Source organism: Stygiolobus sp. CP850M, from assembly GCF_037389425.1.
Classification (GTDB): domain Archaea; phylum Thermoproteota; class Thermoprotei_A; order Sulfolobales; family Sulfolobaceae; genus Stygiolobus.
Genome location: NZ_JBBHKR010000062.1, coordinates 46,948 through 59,891, shown reverse-complemented (window position 1 = coordinate 59,891; position 12,944 = coordinate 46,948). Strand labels below are relative to the sequence as shown.

Genomic DNA, 12,944 nt, shown 5'->3' with positions numbered 1-12,944 from the left:
GTTAAACTCCCCAGTTTAACGGAAAAAATTCTAAAATACTACTTTGCCTACCCTGGGGCTTACTTATCAATTGCAGCAGCTCTTTCAGCATTCTCTTTATGTAATTGATATCCTTTAACTGTGGAAATCTACCAAGAAGCATTAACGTAATGTCTCCGTAGTTAAAAGAATAGAATAGGGCTTCTTTTAGCTCACGCTTAGTGGAAATACCTAAGTACCACTTTTCGTATTTAGACGCTTTAACGAAATCGTGGATTGTATAGTCCCTGTACTTCGGATCCGACGCGTATCCTACAATTACTTTGTAATCATTTTCCCTCAACTTGTCAGCAATTTCTAGTTGGCTTAAATTATGGATGGGAACTACATAAGTTATGCTTCTTGGAACTGGAAGTATGTAATTGACATTATCTGGATATAACGCTACTTCTATTTTGTTTTTGTTCAACCAGAGTTCTTTCAAATATTTCTTATAATTTCTCTCTATAAGTAATGCTCTCTTATCATCAAAGAATCTAGGATACACTATATAATTAGGAATATCTTGCAACTTACTGATTAGAGGATTATATCCTATTGCCAGGATCATCTTAAACTCCCCAGTTTACTCTCTTCTGACATAGAGAATTCTAATTGAAGAAGAATGAAGAAGAGAATAACTATAATAAAAATAATGAAAAAGAAGGATTTCATTGTGCCACCATCATTTCTATTTCTAGAATTTTTTTAACTAATGTTATACCTTTTTCAGTTATTTTAAATATTCTTTTATTCTTTTCCCATCTATCAACTACAAGGTCCTGTAATTTCAGCTCATCCGCATATCTGCTTATTTCGCTATTTCTCCAGTGAGAGAATATTTCGCTCCAGCTGGCTTCTCCTCCTAGCTGATATAGTAACACTAGAAATCTGTACTTTGCAGTAACTACTTCAGTAGTCATACTACTCCCTACAGAAAGTGTAGTTAAACTGCTTAAAAAACTTTACTCTCTACGTTGTGTGTAGAAACTAGATTTAAATAGAACACTCAGAGACAACTGAAACTATTAAAGTTATTAACACATAACACATTATGTAGAGTGAAGAAAGATGGCTATGGAAATTAAAATAAATGACAAACTTTTCGACGTTTTATCAACTCAAATGAAAATTCTATTTTACATAGGCATGATGAAGCAGTGTACATTAACTGAACTAAGGGAAGCCACACAATCGAGTTGGAGTACAATAAATAAAGTAATCCCTGAACTCCAACAGACGGGACTAATAGAAATAATCGAGGAAAAAACATCCGTAGGCAGTATAAAGAAAATAGTAAAACTTAGCAAGAAGGGAGAGGCTGTTTTCAATAAACTTCTAGAACTTAATGATTTATTGAATAGTCTCGATAAACAATAATTTTCCTTAACTATTTTTATTTAAATATTATCTACACTCAACGTAGAGAGTAAAATTTATATAACTCTACATTCTACAGATAATGTAGAGAGTGGAAAAATGTCCACACTTCAAGTCCCAAGAAAGGTAAACTCCCCAGTTGGGGAGAAGGAACAAGATCTTCTTTTTTTAATTAGTTTACTGGACAGAGAAGATAAGATAGAATTCGTAAAGGAATTCAGAGAAGATTTCGAACAGCAGATAGAAGAAAAGAAGCTGAGCAAAACTGCGTACTATAAGTTTCTAAACGGCTATGCGCCCAGTGACGAAAGAATATTGCAGATAGCAGAGATGGACGAAGAAGCTAAGAAGTGGGTAATAGAAAGAATCAGGGAGAAGGCAGAGAAAGCATTAAGGATAATAGCAGCATTGGAGGGTCAGGAGAAATGAGCACTACTACTGCTGCTAATACTAAATATGTATACGTATCGACTGATAAGAAAGTCAAAGTAATACTTATCGAAGAGGACGAGCACGGAATTATTAAGATAAGCGGAGACGTAGCTAGCAGCTCCAGGCCGAGCACGTACCACCACACGGAGATTCTTATTAACAATAACTGGATCCGCTTCTTCTGCTCTTGTGAGGCAGGAGCTCACGGATTCCTATGCCATCATGTGAATGAATTATACAATGTCTACAGAAAGAACGCAAAGAAATTAAGGAGGTGAGGAGGAATGACAGAACAATTACCAAGCATATTTATAGAATTAGATGAGGATATACGCGAACTGTTGTCGCTAGTCAGATTGTTGAAAATAGACTTTAGATTTTCTGACGTAATAGATGATGAAGCAGTAAACAGAATAGAGAAATCAATATCCCTGGCACAAAGGATTCAAGCTAATTTATATTCTCTAAAAAGAGAGGTGAGAGAAGAATGAACATTCCAATGATAAAGGTATTAAATGTAAATTGGGGTTCCCCGTTAGAGTCAAAGACATATAAGGAGATCGGCATGCTTATGGTGGAAATACTACCCTATATCTACGAAGTTAAGCATGCTGATGATGAGGGTGCAATAATTCACGTACTTGTAGGTGAAGACCAAGAGGAAGAGATTAAGGAGTTACGTAAGCACTTCCTTTACATAGATGTGTGGTTCGAAGAGGAAGAAGACCCCGAGGAAATCAAAAAACAAAGGTTGCTAAGATGGGCTGAGAAGAAGGTGAAGAGAAATGACTAGAAAGGCGAAGAAGATACACGAAGAAAATTGTGAAATAGACTTCGATGAAGAAATGTGCAGGGAATTCGCTGAGAACGACGATTTAAGAGAAGAATTATGGAGGGATGAGGAGGAAGAATAATGAGAGTTGTCACATTTAAAATGGAGGAGGACTTGTTAGAGCAACTAGACTTATACTGCATTAATAATGCTAAGGAGAGAAGCGAGGTAATTAGGACCGCAATAAAGTTCTATCTTTTATGTAGGAAAGGCAGAGTTTACAGAAAGAATTCCAATTCCTTTGAAGAGAATTTACGAAATAAAACGGTAGGGAGGGAGCTGTAATGTCAGAAGTTCCAGATTGGATAGAGAGTATAATCAGAGAGACTACCTGTGAATATTGTGGAGCTGAAATAGTATTTGCAAAGACTAGAAAAGGAGTAGGAGTATTTGATAAGGATTCCTGGACTCCTCATAGGTTAAGTTGTCCTTACTCATCACATTGGTCTAAGAAGAAAGAGAAGAAGATGAGACAAACTACCTTGGAAGATTGGGCGATAAGACATGACAATAAATGACATCATTAAAGAAAACAGAGAATTAGAGCTGCAATACCATAAAGCGCTTAATACAATAGCAGCTTTAGAGAGAAAAGTAGCAAGGCTGCAGAGAGAGAACGAGGAGCTGAAGAGGGAGAATGAAAAATTAAGGAGACAGAGGGATATATTATTAAGAGGCATGCAGATAGCGCTGCAGATAAGCAGTAAAGAGAAGCAAGATCTGCATTTGAAGATGATAATAGAGAGAATAAGGCGTGAAACTGGGAGTTTGGGTGAATCTAATGGCCGAAGTGGGTAAGTTATTGATACCTGGAGTCACAGTATCGAAGATGAAGAGTGGCAAGAAAGAAATCTATTATGTCTATTTACCTCACCGTTTTGAAAGGTATTTAAGCCACGGTAAGTGGAGCATTACGGCAATAGTAGGCGAAAAAGAAATCCTAATCGGCTTGAGGAGCTTATATAAACATGGTAACTACTTTATGCTCACCTTACCTGTTTCTCTTAAGCAGATTTGGGAGCAGTATTTAGGTAAAGAAATAGACCTTATTTTGGAGAAAGCAGCTTAGGCCCTTTTTCATCAAATATCTTTTGGAGCTCTATCTCACTCATCACAAAATAATGGTTTTGTAGTATCTGGAATTGGGCTGGGGGAGCACGTCCTTGTAAGATGTTAACTATCATCGGCGATACTCCGTTTTTGATTAAATAGCTGGCAAAGAAGCTCCTCAAGTCGTAAAGTCTGAACTCCTTTCCCAAAACCTTCCTCATCCCTTCTTTTATTGAAGATCTTAAGTCCGCTAACTGAAAAGGGAACAGTTTCTGCTTCCACGCTTCTACATCAGCTCCTATTTGCTTAACTGCAAATTCGTAGGTTCTTACGAATTCTTCCCTATATGGGAAATAAACTTCTTGTAACCACTTCCTAGTTTCTGTATGGATAAAGGAAATATAGGCCCTCTTGGTTTCTGATTCTTTCATTACTTTTATTATTCCGTTTTCCAGATCTAGTTGGTCCATCTTAAGCGAGTATACTTCTCCTACCCTGAGCCCTGATTCTGATAGCAATAAGAAGAAAGCTTTAGCACCTAAGTGGTCTATATTATCAAAGATTCTTCTTAACGTCTCTAAAGTAAGCGGTTGGGGTTTGTATTTATACTTAGACTTAGGAACTTTGAACGAATTATATAACAGCTGAGCTAACTGCAAGTTCTTCTCCTTTACTACCGTTTTGATAAATAGTTTCAAGGAATTCGCGGTATGTCTGGCTATATTACTGCTATCTTCAGATAACTCCGCTATTAAGTCTCTGATACTGTCCGGGCTTAACTCATATCCCAACTTTGTAAGCGCTATCCTAAGATACCTCATCCTCATGTCAATAGTGCTCTTACTCTTACCCTGGAGCAATTTTTCGAACCTCTTCACGTCTTCTTCAGTAACAACGTATGTTGATGATACGTTCTTCAAATAATCTCCTAAATATTGATAAAGTATCGAAACGAAAAAGTTCCGGAACTTCTCATCTTTCATAGCTTTAACAACTACGGATAATGCAGTAGTAGCGTCAACTTCTACAACTTTCAACCCGTAAATAGCGTCTGAAAGTTCATCTTGGGCTAACATTTCTGCAGCTTTTTTAACTACCTCCAAAGGAATGTTCTGGTCATTGTTAACGTATCTATATAAAGTACTCCTACCGACATCCAGCATTTTTGCAGCTTGAGATAACCCCAACTTCTCTACTAACTTCTTAATAATTCTCTTCCTTTGTTGCTCGTCCAGTTTAGAAACGTCAATTAGCATACATTTCTACCCTACTTATAAGAAAGTGACGCTGTTCCAAAAATAAGGATTGCTGTTCCATTTACGCCTTTATAAAGAGAACGTAGTCCTCTTTCAATTTAAGGGAAAATCAGTGCCGCGGCCGGGATTTGAACCCGGGCCACAGGCTTGAGAGGCCTGCATACTGTCGGCGCGTAGAGCTTGACCGGGCTATACTACCGCGGCATTAATATCTTATATTAACGACCTTAAAAGATTTACGTAAGGAGGAGCAATTCAGTTATTTGCTAATGCTTTCCAGATGTTGAGCTAGGGGTCGGACTTTCATTGAGGTTTCATGAATTTGTATTCAACCTCTCGTCCTCATTCCCCTTGTCCGGCTCCCCATGCCGTCTACGGGAGCGGTAGTTAAACCACTCCCTTCAAGGACATGGGGAGTTTCATTGGGCACCTTCCTCCCCCTCACATTGCTCATCGAGTTCATAATGGCACCCTTCAATTTAATGTTAACGGAAATATTTATAAATATTTCCGTAAATAATAACATATGGTTCAAGTTACATTTCACTCAAAGATCTCCTCAATGGGTCATGATAAGTACGGTGACCCGAAATACGCAATATACGTTCCTAAGAACGTTCATGAGAAGATTAAGGGCTTGATGGAAAAGGAGGTTATTGTAATTGTTATCCTACCAGATGATTAGTAAATTAATTGGCTCTAAGGAAGCAATTGATATCTAGTTAATCCAAAGGGTACTACAAATTCTGAGGGTCATGATAGGATGATGAGGGAGAAGGGTTTCGATAGGCATACAGCCTCAGCTTACTTAATAGCATTAAAGGGACTAGGAATATTGAATGATATCAAATGACATAAAATTCACGGTTTATCTGAAACTGTTGACAAGGCGTTTAGTGGAAGAAATAAGGAGAATTAGGAGACAAAACATATAGTCGTAGAGATTTGAAGCTCGTGGCTTGTATCGTGTGGATGTAATAATAATTAAGTATCGACGATTGCTCAATGAAGTGAAGTCGTGTCAAAAGACGGAAAATATGTACTCATGGTGGTACTAACCTAGAATTTCGCATAAGTCTAAGATTTCGTAACGACGTTATTGTGACAAGCTAGCGTAATAACTAGAGAATGAACGCGAAGTAATATCTCGGAAAGACTCTTACTCAACATTCTAGGCATGAATATACCAGTTCAGCTGATCATAAACAATGTTTACGTAAAAAGTTTCTTGAGATTAAGATTGCTGTCTGGCTTTCCACACCATTGCTGCCGTTTCCAAAATCAACTTCGCTGCTAATACTGAGGTAATCCCGGAGGGGTCAAAAGGAGGCGATACTTCTACAACGTCAAAGCCTACGACCCTCTTATCGATTACTAAGGACATTATGTCTAACACTGTGGTAGGGTCTAATCCTTCCGGCTCCGGTGTGGCGACTCCCGGGGCGTAGGAGGGATCGATCCCGTCCATGTCATACGTAATATACACTTTATTACACTCCTTGAGAGTCGTTACTATTTTTTGTGCAACTTCTCTAACTCCTAACAGCTTTACTTGCTTAGGTGTGAAGTAACTTATCCCCCTTTCGTTAGCGTATTCGATCTCTTCCCTTGACACAGCCCTAGTCCCTATCTCTATTATCTTTACCCCGTCCTCGGAGATCCTCCTCATCACGCACGCGTGGTCATACTTATACCCCAAGTAGTCGTCCCTTAAGTCCAAGTGAGCGTCAACACTTACCAAGCAATCGGGTCTTATCCCCCTAGTAGTACCTATTGTTACGGTGTGCTCTCCTCCTATACCTACGACTACTTTCCCTTTTTCAGCAAAGTAGGAGACTACTTCACCTATTCTCCTCACGTTCTCTTCATTATTTGAGGGGTGGAGTATTACGTCCCCTACGTCGTTAAATCCTATCTCTCCCATGTCGACTCCGCTCCTTATGGAGTAGAACTCTATGTACTGTGCTGTGTCTCTTATCACTGATGGTGCAAACCTAGAGCCGGGTCGGAAGCTACTGGTGGTGTCCATGGGAAGCCCTACGATCACAAAGGGGGACGCGGGTCTGTTAAACCCCGCAAAGGTTCTGCTGTTCTCGTTGAGAAATAATAGTCTGCTGTCAGCCATGAGTAGAAGTTTTTTATCCCGTTTATATGCTTATCTCGTATGAGTGATCTACAAACTAAGGTAATGGAACTGGCTAGGAGAAGGGGGATATTTTGGTCTTCTTACGAGATCTATGGAGGAGTAGCCGGTCTTTATGACATTGGTCCTATAGGTACTAGGATTAAAAACAGGATAGTTGAGTTGTGGAGAAAGTATTTCATAAAAGATAACGCCGAATTCGTGGTCGAGATAGAGACTCCCTTAGTGACTCCTTATAAAGTGTTAGAGGCAAGCGGTCATGTGGAAAACTTTACCGACCCTATCGTTGAGTGTACCAAATGTCATAACGTTTACAGAGCCGACCACTTAATAGAGGAGATGGCTAAGGTGAATGTAGAGGGGTTAAAGCCGTCTGAACTGGACAAGATAATCAGGGAAAAAGGAATAAAGTGCCCTAAGTGCGGTGGAGAGTTAGGTGAGGTTAGGCTGTTTAACCTCTTATTCGAAACTAACATAGGACCTTACACCGGAAATAAGGGGTTTATAAGACCTGAGACGGCACAAGGCATGTTCACCTCCTTTAAGAGGGTTTATGAGTCCTTTAGGCAGAGGCTTCCCTTGGGGATCGCACAAGTGGGTAGAGTAGGGAGGAATGAAATCTCGCCGAGACAAGGTCTGATAAGGATGAGGGAGTTCACCATAATGGAAGTGGAGTTCTTCTTCGACCCTGAGTCACCTGGTGAAGTTCCCCTAGATAAGGTAGGAGAGCTTAGTGTCAACATCCTCAGGGGAGAGGAAAAGGTTAAAGGAGAGAAGCCCGTGCAATTTAAACTCCGTGAGGCTGTGGAAGAGAAGGTAATACTAAACCCGTGGATGGCGTATTGGATGGGAGTTGCTACTAAGTTCGTCTCCGCCCTCGGTATACCCCAATCTTCTACGTATTTTGAAGAGAAACTGCCTCATGAGAGGGCTCACTATTCGAAGCAGACCTTCGATCAAATGGTTCTGATAGGGGAAGAAAAGGTAGAGATTTCGGGGCATGCTTATAGATCTGATTACGACTTATCGAGGCATATGAAGTTTAGCGGGCAGGACTTGACGGTGTTCAAAAAATATGATACGCCCAAAATAGTAAAGAAGAAGACCGTAATAATTAATAGGGACGAACTTAACAAGGAAGGGAAGGAGTTCGTAAAGACTTTTATGCAGTTCATAAACGGTAAGTCGCCGGAGGAAATCGAGGAAATGATTAATAAAGGGGTGAAAGTTAATGACAGAGAGATATCGAAATACGTTAAGGTTCTTGAGAGAGAAGAAAAGGTTAGTGGAGCCCACTTTATTCCGCACGTAGTGGAACCGTCTTTCGGAGTCGAGAGGTGTTTATACTTAACAGTACTTAACGCATATAAGGAAAAAGAGGGTAGGATTGTCTTGTCATTACCAAAGCAGCTCGCCCCATACGACCTCGCTGTGTTCCCATTACTTGAAAGGGACGAGTTAATTAAGAAGGCTAAAGAGATCTATAATCATTTACAAGAAAAGTATGATGTTATCTACGACGATGTAGGGAGTATAGGGAAAAGGTATGCTAGAGTGGATGAGATCGGAGTACCTTACTCTATTACTGTAGACCCTACTACACTACTTGATAATACGGTAACTATAAGGGATAGAGACACGTGGAATCAAATAAGGGTTGAGATTGAAAGGCTTGATGAGGTAATAGAAAAACTGTTCAAAGGTGAAGAGTTTAATAAGTTAGGAAGAGTAGTTGATAATAATGAGTAAGGAGCAACCAGATAAGGCTGAGCAGGAGGAAGAGAAAAAGGTAGACGTAAAGTCATTAGTTAGTATTATACCTCCTGCGTCAGCCCTAAAGAAAAATACTAAACAAATTAAGGAAAAGAGAGTTAAAATGAAGAAGAGGGCTGATATAGACCAAGGATTAATACTGATGTCTGCTAAACTGGCTAAAGAGCTGAACATTAAGGATGAGGCTGAAGTTTCGGTAAAAGGTAGGAGAAGCAAATTTAAGGTTATTATTCAGGACGGGTTACCTGACAACGAGATCTGGGGTAACGCAGAGGATATGCTGAAGCTGGGCTTAGAAGATAATAGTACAGTGAGCGTTAGGGCGGTTCAATGAATGAGAGCGAAATCGAAATAGGAAGGGTTTTACTTCATTTCGAGCAAGTAGTAGAGGAGTACCATCTCACCTTAGAGGAGCTTGAGAATTACTTGACGTTCCCAGAAATCGAACAAGAGAAGTTGGAGAAATTATTAAGGAGGCTGAGGAGGAATAGGAGGCAATTGCTTAACGGAATTCAGGTTATAGTTAACCACGTCAATAACGTGACGAATAACAAAATGAAGGAGGAAGCATTAGGGCTCTTAAACTATTTCTACATAGTCGGGCTTAATGACGATGAAAAAGCTTTGATAAAAGCTAAAGAAAAAGAAACGAATCTAGCTGAAGAAATAAATAGAGACCTAGAAATTGTATCTAAAATACGTTCATTAATTTTGAAATTCGTTTATTAACCATGACAACACCTCTATCATAGCAATGGGTGTTCCTGAACTTAACATTGAAGAACAGATACAAAGCATGACTAACTCGATATTAGACCAACTTAGGATACTATACCAGCAATTTACAGAAAGTAATGTGAACCACATGCAAGCCTATTCTAAGATAGACGGTATAAAGTCTTCAGTAGAGGATTTAAGATATAAAATAGGAGAGTATGTGCTCAAAGTAAGCGAGGGTTTGCTTTACAGTAATTTGTATTTAGATATTATAATGCAACTCGAAAAAGTCTCACAAAATATAGGTGCAGCATCATACAGATTCGGTGTGCTAATCAGCAGAATAAAGAGCCAAGACCATATCTTATTGAACTTATCAATATCGATGGTTGAAAAACTAATTGCAGCTACTACGAACCTTATAGAGTCCGTTAGATTACTATCTGTTAATGCTAAGAAGTCCTCGGAAAAGGCTAGGAATGTAATAAAAATAGAGGAAGAGATCGATGACCTTTATAGGAATTTTGAGCTGAAACTATTTGAAAAACAAAACGGAGATATGGCGTTTTTAATGTTAAGTAAGGACGTAGCAGACAGACTCGAGGATTGCGCGGATTTGCTCAGGGACGCAGCTAATGATATAATGTACTTGAGCTTTTTAAGGGAGTAAAAATATGTCGCCCAAAGGAAGATTGGTGAAAGATAAAGTCATTATCGAGAATGTGGAAGAAGCTAGAGAAGTTTATAGGATGGGTTATTACGGCAAACCGTTAGATATATCTAAGCCTAAAAGTCCTGAAGATATAAAAAGCCCCTTGATTCTGTCGATAATAGAAGCTACCTATCTTTTAAAGAAAGGTTTAATAAGCGTTTACACAAACGTTGACGGTGCTGAAAAGAACTTTACTTACGACGAGTTATACAATTTGGGAACTACTTTACTACCTCGGTTTAATATTCTTTACACCGTTTATGAGGATCTGAGGGACAAAAATTACGTGGTTAGATCAGGTATAAAGTATGGGGCGGACTTCGCAGTTTATAATATAGGACCGGGGATCGAGCATGCTCCTTACTTGATCATAACTCTCAGAGAAGACGAGGAGATCTCACCGAATGAGATTTTAGGCTTCGGTAGGGTATCTCACAGCACTAGGAAAGAACTTATACTGGGTATTGTAAATCCCGTCACGAGGAATATTAGGTACATAATATTTAAATGGCTGAAAATCTAATTCTAATTTAAATATCTACCGTTAAAAAATTGGGTGATTCACGGTTTGAGCGGAAGGGAACTAAGACGTGGCAAACAAGACTTTAATCTCGACGAACCTAAACCGATGCCACTAGGCGATAAATGTAATTACTTATGCCCCTTCTTCAGGTGTAATAAAAAGGCTCTGAGCATACAGAAGAAGTACATAAAAGGAACACCTCAAAAAATCGGCTACTGTATGTGGGTAGGGGATGTATGTATCACTGGAGAATGTCAGTATGCGTATTGTGAGAAGAGGGCTTTACTACCTGGGAACAAGTGTGCGTTTGCGGTTAACAAGAAGAACGGGGATACTGAGGATATGGAGAAAGAGTTGAAAAGGGATGAGTACGACAATAAAGTGAAAGAGCTTCTATCTAAGAAGTATGGTCGCAGAGACCTTGACTTGTTGTAGACTTTTCATCCCAATGAGTATATAACTCATTCTCTATCCCTAACATATCGAGGACTTTCCCTACTACAAAGTCAATTACATCTTGAATATTTTTAGGATGGTGATAAAAACCCGGTGAAGCCGGTAAAATAATACCACCGGCTTGAGCTACTTTGAGAGCATTTTCAAGCTCAATTACCCCTAGTGGTGTTTCCCTCACCAATAGAACTAACCTACCTCTGGTTCTGAGGAAGTTTAAGGCAGTCCTAACTAAAAGGTTTGAGGCAATACCGGAAGCGATCTCGGCTAAAGTCCTTATACTGCACGGGATTATTGCCATCCCAATAGCCTTTACCGTATGACTTGAACTGGATGGCGGAGCCTCAATCTGCTCTTCTAAATAAACTGAGAATGAAAATTTCTCGATCTCTGATATAAGATCAATACCGCACTCCTTCTCAGCGACCTTTACAGCACCTTTCGTGACGATTACCTCTGAGTCAAACCCCATCTCTTTAATGACTTTCAGAAAGCGGATAGCGTATATTGTACCACTAGCTCCTGAAATACCTGTTATAATAAGGTTTTTCTTCTTTCTCCAGTCCTCTGTTCTTGCCTCTTTAGCCATTCCCTCACCCACATGTTATAACATTGTTTGCTACAAAACACCCAAGGTTTATTATTACAGCAAGTCTTTACGGTTATTGGTTCTTCATGAATAAACTTACCGCACCAACTGCACCTTAATGCGTTAGTATGAACGTCTAATTGCATTGGCATAATTTTATCTCCTGAGAGACTATATTAAATAAGTTTGTTATAATAATAGTATTTAAGTAGATTAATAAGTAGATTAAGTGAGAGTGGGAAATAGTGCAATTTGACTCAATCCAGATCAAATCGGTCGAGGAAAGTAAGATAAGCAGATACATAATCGAGTACACTATGAAAGATTGGTTAGACCTTATACAAAATGATGTGGTAATAGTTGGAGCCGGACCGTCCGGAATGGCTGCAGCTTATTATTTGGCTAAGGCTGGTCTTAAGACGGTAGTATTCGAGAGAAGACTGAGTTTTGGTGGGGGTATAGGCGGAGGAGCGATGTTATTCCATAAAATAGTCATAGAGAGTCCTGCAGATGAGATACTAAGAGAAATGGGTATCAAGCTGATCAAGGTGGAAGAGGGGGTATACATAGTAGACACTGCTGAGTTTATGGCTAAATTAGCAGCATCGACAATTTCAGCCGGGGCAAAGATAATTCATGGGATTACCGTAGATGACGTGATATTCAGGGAGAACCCACTGAGGGTTGCAGGAGTTGCAGTAGAATGGACCGCCACGCAAATGGCGGGCCTTCACGTAGACCCGATTTTCATATCAGCAAAAGCTGTAGTTGATGCGACTGGACACGATGCAGAGGTGATCTCTGTGGCCTCACGAAAGATTCCTGAGTTAGGGATTACTATACCTGGTGAGAAGTCAGCCTACAGTGAGGTAGCTGAAAAGCTAACTGTAGAAAACACGGGTATGGTAGCCCCTGGACTATATGCTACCGGAATGGCAGTGACTGAAGTTAAAGGTCTACCCAGAATGGGTCCGATATTCGGGGCAATGGTTCTCTCTGGAAAGAAGGTCGCTGAAGATATAATAAGAGACTTGCGTAACTCTTAAAGCCTTGTTGTTATATTTTT

25 protein-coding genes and 1 tRNA gene are annotated in these 12,944 nt (G+C 39.6%); 18 read left to right on the top strand and 8 right to left on the bottom strand.

Translation table 11 applies throughout. From position 1 onward, the window contains the following. Window position 1 precedes the first annotated feature (1 nt). Both WIW89_RS06735 and WIW89_RS06730 read right to left on the bottom strand, forming a co-directional pair. Window positions 2–589: a hypothetical protein gene (locus tag WIW89_RS06735; RefSeq protein ID WP_337720200.1), complete on the bottom strand. Its 588-nt coding sequence runs from the start codon at window positions 587–589 to the stop codon at window positions 2–4. Between the two features lie 100 nt (window positions 590–689). Beyond that, window positions 690–941 (bottom strand): hypothetical protein, encoded by a 252-nt coding sequence (locus tag WIW89_RS06730; RefSeq protein ID WP_337720199.1) that lies wholly within the window; start codon window positions 939–941, stop codon window positions 690–692. Between the two features lie 148 nt (window positions 942–1,089). Here WIW89_RS06730 and WIW89_RS06725 point away from each other — a divergent pair, with 148 nt between their 5' ends. The 10 genes from WIW89_RS06725 (at window position 1,090) to WIW89_RS06680 (ending at window position 3,731) form a co-directional block, all read left to right on the top strand. Beyond that, window positions 1,090–1,398, top strand: a complete 309-nt coding sequence (locus WIW89_RS06725; protein ID WP_337720198.1) for a MarR family winged helix-turn-helix transcriptional regulator — start codon at window positions 1,090–1,092, stop codon at window positions 1,396–1,398. A 99-nt stretch (window positions 1,399–1,497) separates the two neighbouring features. Beyond that, entirely contained in the window at window positions 1,498–1,827 is a 330-nt protein-coding gene (locus WIW89_RS06720; RefSeq protein WP_337720197.1) for a hypothetical protein, read from the top strand. Continuing rightward, window positions 1,824–2,108: a hypothetical protein gene (locus WIW89_RS06715; RefSeq protein ID WP_337720196.1), complete on the top strand. Its 285-nt coding sequence runs from the start codon at window positions 1,824–1,826 to the stop codon at window positions 2,106–2,108. The genes WIW89_RS06720 and WIW89_RS06715 overlap by 4 nt, the downstream gene beginning before the upstream one ends. Before the next feature lie 6 nt (window positions 2,109–2,114). After that, a complete protein-coding gene (locus WIW89_RS06710) occupies window positions 2,115–2,321 on the top strand; it encodes a protein D-63 (protein WP_337720195.1) in 207 nt (68 codons plus the stop codon). Next, window positions 2,318–2,623 carry a hypothetical protein gene (locus tag WIW89_RS06705; RefSeq protein ID WP_337720194.1) on the top strand — a complete coding sequence of 102 codons (306 nt, stop codon included), beginning with the start codon at window positions 2,318–2,320 and terminating at the stop codon, window positions 2,621–2,623. The genes WIW89_RS06710 and WIW89_RS06705 overlap by 4 nt, the downstream gene beginning before the upstream one ends. Further along, entirely contained in the window at window positions 2,616–2,744 is a 129-nt protein-coding gene (locus tag WIW89_RS06700; RefSeq protein WP_337720193.1) for a hypothetical protein, read from the top strand. Before WIW89_RS06705 ends, WIW89_RS06700 begins: the two co-directional genes overlap by 8 nt. Continuing rightward, complete coding sequence (locus tag WIW89_RS06695) at window positions 2,744–2,947, top strand: ribbon-helix-helix protein, CopG family (RefSeq protein WP_337720192.1); 204 nt, start codon at window positions 2,744–2,746, stop codon at window positions 2,945–2,947. Before WIW89_RS06700 ends, WIW89_RS06695 begins: the two co-directional genes overlap by 1 nt. Then, window positions 2,947–3,180, top strand: coding sequence for a hypothetical protein (locus WIW89_RS06690; protein ID WP_337720191.1), 234 nt, complete (start codon window positions 2,947–2,949; stop codon window positions 3,178–3,180). The genes WIW89_RS06695 and WIW89_RS06690 overlap by 1 nt, the downstream gene beginning before the upstream one ends. Then, window positions 3,167–3,460, top strand: a complete 294-nt coding sequence (locus WIW89_RS06685; protein WP_337720190.1) for a hypothetical protein — start codon at window positions 3,167–3,169, stop codon at window positions 3,458–3,460. Before WIW89_RS06690 ends, WIW89_RS06685 begins: the two co-directional genes overlap by 14 nt. Beyond that, window positions 3,444–3,731, top strand: a complete 288-nt coding sequence (locus WIW89_RS06680) for a hypothetical protein (RefSeq protein WP_337720189.1) — start codon at window positions 3,444–3,446, stop codon at window positions 3,729–3,731. Before WIW89_RS06685 ends, WIW89_RS06680 begins: the two co-directional genes overlap by 17 nt. On the opposite strand, the gene WIW89_RS06675 is transcribed toward WIW89_RS06680, so the two are convergent. The 3 genes from WIW89_RS06675 to WIW89_RS06665 form a co-directional block, all read right to left on the bottom strand. Next, window positions 3,709–4,968, bottom strand: coding sequence for a tyrosine-type recombinase/integrase (locus tag WIW89_RS06675; protein ID WP_337720188.1), 1,260 nt, complete (start codon window positions 4,966–4,968; stop codon window positions 3,709–3,711). The genes WIW89_RS06680 and WIW89_RS06675 overlap by 23 nt on opposite strands. 113 nt (window positions 4,969–5,081) lie before the next feature. Continuing rightward, a tRNA-Glu gene (locus WIW89_RS06670) sits at window positions 5,082–5,172 on the bottom strand. A gap of 124 nt (window positions 5,173–5,296) precedes the next feature. Then, window positions 5,297–5,431 (bottom strand): hypothetical protein, encoded by a 135-nt coding sequence (locus WIW89_RS06665; RefSeq protein WP_337720187.1) that lies wholly within the window; start codon window positions 5,429–5,431, stop codon window positions 5,297–5,299. A gap of 63 nt (window positions 5,432–5,494) precedes the next feature. Here WIW89_RS06665 and WIW89_RS06660 point away from each other — a divergent pair, with 63 nt between their 5' ends. Continuing rightward, entirely contained in the window at window positions 5,495–5,653 is a 159-nt protein-coding gene (locus tag WIW89_RS06660; protein WP_337700563.1) for a hypothetical protein, read from the top strand. A gap of 549 nt (window positions 5,654–6,202) precedes the next feature. On the opposite strand, the gene speB is transcribed toward WIW89_RS06660, so the two are convergent. After that, complete coding sequence (gene speB, locus WIW89_RS06655; protein WP_337720186.1) at window positions 6,203–7,093, bottom strand: agmatinase; 891 nt, start codon at window positions 7,091–7,093, stop codon at window positions 6,203–6,205. Between the two features lie 39 nt (window positions 7,094–7,132). Between speB and glyS the strand changes: the two genes are divergently transcribed. The 6 genes from glyS (at window position 7,133) to WIW89_RS06625 (ending at window position 11,271) form a co-directional block, all read left to right on the top strand. Beyond that, window positions 7,133–8,860, top strand: coding sequence for a glycine--tRNA ligase (gene glyS, locus WIW89_RS06650; RefSeq protein ID WP_337720185.1), 1,728 nt, complete (start codon window positions 7,133–7,135; stop codon window positions 8,858–8,860). Then, window positions 8,853–9,218 (top strand): hypothetical protein, encoded by a 366-nt coding sequence (locus tag WIW89_RS06645; RefSeq protein ID WP_337708856.1) that lies wholly within the window; start codon window positions 8,853–8,855, stop codon window positions 9,216–9,218. Before glyS ends, WIW89_RS06645 begins: the two co-directional genes overlap by 8 nt. Next, window positions 9,215–9,613, top strand: a complete 399-nt coding sequence (locus WIW89_RS06640) for a hypothetical protein (protein WP_337708858.1) — start codon at window positions 9,215–9,217, stop codon at window positions 9,611–9,613. Before WIW89_RS06645 ends, WIW89_RS06640 begins: the two co-directional genes overlap by 4 nt. A gap of 25 nt (window positions 9,614–9,638) precedes the next feature. After that, a complete protein-coding gene (locus WIW89_RS06635; RefSeq protein WP_337708860.1) occupies window positions 9,639–10,271 on the top strand; it encodes a DUF47 family protein in 633 nt (210 codons plus the stop codon). Window positions 10,272–10,275: 4 nt separating this feature from the next. Then, complete coding sequence (gene endA, locus WIW89_RS06630; RefSeq protein ID WP_337708861.1) at window positions 10,276–10,836, top strand: tRNA-intron lyase; 561 nt, start codon at window positions 10,276–10,278, stop codon at window positions 10,834–10,836. A 105-nt stretch (window positions 10,837–10,941) separates the two neighbouring features. Then, on the top strand, window positions 10,942–11,271 hold the full coding sequence (locus WIW89_RS06625; RefSeq protein ID WP_337720275.1) for a hypothetical protein: 330 nt from the start codon (window positions 10,942–10,944) through the stop codon (window positions 11,269–11,271). Here the strand turns inward: WIW89_RS06625 and WIW89_RS06620 are convergent. Together WIW89_RS06620 and WIW89_RS06615 are read right to left on the bottom strand one after the other, a co-directional pair. Next, entirely contained in the window at window positions 11,234–11,878 is a 645-nt protein-coding gene (locus WIW89_RS06620) for a UbiX family flavin prenyltransferase (protein WP_337720184.1), read from the bottom strand. The genes WIW89_RS06625 and WIW89_RS06620 overlap by 38 nt on opposite strands. After that, window positions 11,824–12,030 carry a TRASH domain-containing protein gene (locus tag WIW89_RS06615; RefSeq protein WP_337720183.1) on the bottom strand — a complete coding sequence of 69 codons (207 nt, stop codon included), beginning with the start codon at window positions 12,028–12,030 and terminating at the stop codon, window positions 11,824–11,826. The genes WIW89_RS06620 and WIW89_RS06615 overlap by 55 nt, the downstream gene beginning before the upstream one ends. Before the next feature lie 93 nt (window positions 12,031–12,123). Here WIW89_RS06615 and WIW89_RS06610 point away from each other — a divergent pair, with 93 nt between their 5' ends. After that, window positions 12,124–12,924 carry a sulfide-dependent adenosine diphosphate thiazole synthase gene (locus tag WIW89_RS06610; protein WP_337720182.1) on the top strand — a complete coding sequence of 267 codons (801 nt, stop codon included), beginning with the start codon at window positions 12,124–12,126 and terminating at the stop codon, window positions 12,922–12,924. Window positions 12,925–12,944 lie beyond the last annotated feature (20 nt).

What these genes read in the sequence shown, in the direction of transcription:
- WIW89_RS06735 (WP_337720200.1), bottom strand. Translation starts at nt 589, where the DNA reads ATGATCCTGGCAATAGGATATAATCCTCTAATCAGTAAGTTGCAAGAT.
- WIW89_RS06730 (WP_337720199.1), bottom strand. Translation starts at nt 941, where the DNA reads ATGACTACTGAAGTAGTTACTGCAAAGTACAGATTTCTAGTGTTACTA.
- WIW89_RS06725 (WP_337720198.1), top strand. Translation starts at nt 1,090, where the DNA reads ATGGCTATGGAAATTAAAATAAATGACAAACTTTTCGACGTTTTATCA.
- WIW89_RS06720 (WP_337720197.1), top strand. Translation starts at nt 1,498, where the DNA reads ATGTCCACACTTCAAGTCCCAAGAAAGGTAAACTCCCCAGTTGGGGAG.
- WIW89_RS06715 (WP_337720196.1), top strand. Translation starts at nt 1,824, where the DNA reads ATGAGCACTACTACTGCTGCTAATACTAAATATGTATACGTATCGACT.
- WIW89_RS06710 (WP_337720195.1), top strand. Translation starts at nt 2,115, where the DNA reads ATGACAGAACAATTACCAAGCATATTTATAGAATTAGATGAGGATATA.
- WIW89_RS06705 (WP_337720194.1), top strand. Translation starts at nt 2,318, where the DNA reads ATGAACATTCCAATGATAAAGGTATTAAATGTAAATTGGGGTTCCCCG.
- WIW89_RS06700 (WP_337720193.1), top strand. Translation starts at nt 2,616, where the DNA reads ATGACTAGAAAGGCGAAGAAGATACACGAAGAAAATTGTGAAATAGAC.
- WIW89_RS06695 (WP_337720192.1), top strand. Translation starts at nt 2,744, where the DNA reads ATGAGAGTTGTCACATTTAAAATGGAGGAGGACTTGTTAGAGCAACTA.
- WIW89_RS06690 (WP_337720191.1), top strand. Translation starts at nt 2,947, where the DNA reads ATGTCAGAAGTTCCAGATTGGATAGAGAGTATAATCAGAGAGACTACC.
- WIW89_RS06685 (WP_337720190.1), top strand. Translation starts at nt 3,167, where the DNA reads ATGACAATAAATGACATCATTAAAGAAAACAGAGAATTAGAGCTGCAA.
- WIW89_RS06680 (WP_337720189.1), top strand. Translation starts at nt 3,444, where the DNA reads ATGGCCGAAGTGGGTAAGTTATTGATACCTGGAGTCACAGTATCGAAG.
- WIW89_RS06675 (WP_337720188.1), bottom strand. Translation starts at nt 4,968, where the DNA reads ATGCTAATTGACGTTTCTAAACTGGACGAGCAACAAAGGAAGAGAATT.
- WIW89_RS06665 (WP_337720187.1), bottom strand. Translation starts at nt 5,431, where the DNA reads ATGAACTCGATGAGCAATGTGAGGGGGAGGAAGGTGCCCAATGAAACT.
- WIW89_RS06660 (WP_337700563.1), top strand. Translation starts at nt 5,495, where the DNA reads ATGGTTCAAGTTACATTTCACTCAAAGATCTCCTCAATGGGTCATGAT.
- speB (WP_337720186.1), bottom strand. Translation starts at nt 7,093, where the DNA reads ATGGCTGACAGCAGACTATTATTTCTCAACGAGAACAGCAGAACCTTT.
- glyS (WP_337720185.1), top strand. Translation starts at nt 7,133, where the DNA reads ATGAGTGATCTACAAACTAAGGTAATGGAACTGGCTAGGAGAAGGGGG.
- WIW89_RS06645 (WP_337708856.1), top strand. Translation starts at nt 8,853, where the DNA reads ATGAGTAAGGAGCAACCAGATAAGGCTGAGCAGGAGGAAGAGAAAAAG.
- WIW89_RS06640 (WP_337708858.1), top strand. Translation starts at nt 9,215, where the DNA reads ATGAATGAGAGCGAAATCGAAATAGGAAGGGTTTTACTTCATTTCGAG.
- WIW89_RS06635 (WP_337708860.1), top strand. Translation starts at nt 9,639, where the DNA reads ATGGGTGTTCCTGAACTTAACATTGAAGAACAGATACAAAGCATGACT.
- endA (WP_337708861.1), top strand. Translation starts at nt 10,276, where the DNA reads ATGTCGCCCAAAGGAAGATTGGTGAAAGATAAAGTCATTATCGAGAAT.
- WIW89_RS06625 (WP_337720275.1), top strand. Translation starts at nt 10,942, where the DNA reads ATGCCACTAGGCGATAAATGTAATTACTTATGCCCCTTCTTCAGGTGT.
- WIW89_RS06620 (WP_337720184.1), bottom strand. Translation starts at nt 11,878, where the DNA reads ATGGCTAAAGAGGCAAGAACAGAGGACTGGAGAAAGAAGAAAAACCTT.
- WIW89_RS06615 (WP_337720183.1), bottom strand. Translation starts at nt 12,030, where the DNA reads ATGCCAATGCAATTAGACGTTCATACTAACGCATTAAGGTGCAGTTGG.